Source organism: Microbacterium sp. (genome assembly GCF_039812165.1).
Lineage (GTDB): Bacteria > Actinomycetota > Actinomycetes > Actinomycetales > Microbacteriaceae > Microbacterium.
Window position 1 is genome coordinate 1 of record NZ_JBDIAB010000309.1, and the last position, 2541, is coordinate 2541.

Consider the following 2541-nt stretch of genomic DNA (forward strand, 5'->3'; position numbering starts at 1 on the left):
GATTTCTGGGAGCTGATCCGCAACGACGACCGACACCCCAACGACTACGGATTGGAAGGGTTCCCTATTCGTCATCGGCCCTGGATCTGGACCGTGGCACGCCGGTCGCTCATCGAGAGCGGCGAATGGGCACGATACTGGTCCGCCGATCGTGGCCACCTCGATACCGGATTCGCCGATCACTTCCGCTCGCGTGGCGCCCGAGCGGCGGTCGCCTTCGACTTCGAAGGGGCGGCGCGCCACAATCCCGGGCTCTTCGCCCCGGGAAAGCTCGTCGAGGCCGGATGCCCCGTGCTGGTGCGCGGTCTCTTCGATCAGTTCCCTCCCGCCCTCGACCAGTTCGCTGTGATTCTCCGTCCGGTGCTCAAGCGCATCGAGGAACTGGGCTATCCCATCGACCTCTTGTGGAGCAGCGTGGTGCGCACGACACCGCCACGAGCCCTCAACGCCTCGGCAGGGATGCTCGAGATCCTTCCGGATCGAACCGATGTCACCCTCGAGGAGGTCCAGCGCATCTGCGTCGTGGTGCACCTTCCAGGTCTGGGTTTCGTCGACGAGCTCCTCGACAGGCTCCAGAACCTTCCGCAGGCCTACGACCTGGTCATCACGACCACCGACGGCATCAAGGCGGCGCGGATCCGGAAGCTCCTCGAGCGCGCCAAACCCGCGCTCTGTCAGCGCGTCGAGGTACGGGTCGCCTGGGTGCCGGGAGGCCGCGACATGGGCGCGCTGCTCGTGGGCTGCCGCGATATCCTGCTCGGCGACGACTATGACCTCATCATGCGTCTGCATGGACGACAGTCGGGCCACAAACCCATCAATGTCGCCGAGTATTCGCGCCGCTACCAGCTGGACAACCTGCTGAGCAGTCCCGGCTACGTGATCGGCCTGCTGCGCCTTTTCGAGAACGAGAAGGGACTCGGGCTCGTGTTCCCGCCGATGATCCACGTGGGTTACCGGATCATGGGTCGTGGTTGGGGCTCGTATCGCGACGCCGCAAAGTCTGTGTGCCGAGAGCTGGGGATCCGCGTACCGCTTGACGAGGTCTCACCGCTCGCGCCGTTCGGAGGCATGTGGTTGGGCCGTCCACAGGCGTTGCGACTCATGGCTGAGCGTGCTTGGAACGCTCGCGACTACGGCCTTTCGCGTCGAGGCGGGCACGCAGAGCTCTCCCGACTGCAGGAGCGGATCATCCCGCTGGCTGCCGCGGAGACGGGCTACCACTGTCGCACCGTGCTGAACCATGAGCACGCGGAGATCAGCTTCTCTGCGATGGAGTTCAAAGCGGATCAGTTGTCGAGCACGGCCCCCGGGTACCCGGCGGAGCAGATCCACTTCCTCCGCAGAATGGGTTCGATGGGACGTGGTGGCCCCGTGAGTCTGACCCGCATGTACCTCAACCTGCACTTTCCGTTCATCGCGCAACTGCTGCGACCGGCATTTCGATCGGCGGGTATCGCCGCCTCATGGCTCGGATCGTTTCGTGGCGGTGTGCGTTCGGCCGTGGGGTCGTTCCGATCGAAGAGGCAGAGATGACGAAGACGGATGAACTGATCCCTGCCCAGCCGCGGGCCGCCTCGAGCTTTCCTGCGGACGGCAGAAGGCTTCTGATCTACGTGGTCTACGATCGCCGCGGCGAAGTAGAGGACTACATCCCCTATGCGCTCCGTGAGCTACGACGTCAGCACCAGCACATCATCGCCGTGGTCAATGGGAAGCTCACCGCTGCCGGGCGGCAGAAACTGGACTCGGTGTGCGACGAGGTCGTCGAACGTGAGAACAGCGGCTTCGACATCTGGGGCTACAAGTTCGGTCTCGAGCAGATGGCCGACCGAATCGCGGAGTTCGATGAGATCGTGCTCGCGAATGACACCTGGTACGGCCCGGTGCGTCCCTTCGACGATGTCTTCGACCGGATGAACGGGCAGGACATCCACTTCTGGGGGCTGACCGACCATCCTCGTCTCGAGCCGAATCCGTTCACCCAGACCGGATACCTGCCCTACCATGTCCAGTCCTACTGGATCGCCGTCCGGCGCGCGATGTTCCTTTCGGATGAGTGGCGCGAGTATTGGCGCGACCTCCCCGAGTTGCCGGAGTATGCCGATGCGGTGGTGAAGCACGAGGGCGCTTTCACCGAGAGATTCGTTTCGCTCGGGTTCTCCGGCGAGGTGGCCTTCCCATTGATCACCGATCTCGCCATGAACTATCCGCTCGTCGCTGCGCGCCAGCTTCTCGACGCTGGATGTCCGACGCTCAAGCGGCGCCCGTTCTTCGAGTGGCCGACATATCTGGACAGCCTAGGCGTCGTCGGCCGATGGACACTGGACACTGCGGCGCACTACGGGTACCCGCTCGATCTGATCTATGCCGATCTCGCGCGGAACGTCGAGCCGCGGGTTCTCAATGCGGACGCTGCACTCGTCTCGGTGCTCTCCGCGGACGAGGAGTCTTACGATCCCGAGCGCCCGCTGCGCACGCTGGTCATCGCCCACATCTTCTATCCGGAGATGGTCGATGAGATGCTCGATCGCGCCGACC

Annotated in this window: 2 protein-coding genes; both read left to right on the top strand. The window is 64.0% G+C overall.

Annotated elements, in window-relative coordinates; all coding sequences use genetic code 11:
- Positions 1-1536 (top strand): rhamnan synthesis F family protein (locus WML84_RS14750; RefSeq protein WP_347346890.1); only part of this gene is annotated, 1536 nt, incomplete at its 5' end.
- Positions 1533-2541, top strand: a 1009-nt coding sequence (locus WML84_RS14755) for a rhamnan synthesis F family protein (RefSeq protein ID WP_347346891.1), incomplete at its 3' end; no start/stop codon positions are given. The genes WML84_RS14750 and WML84_RS14755, both read left to right, overlap by 4 nt.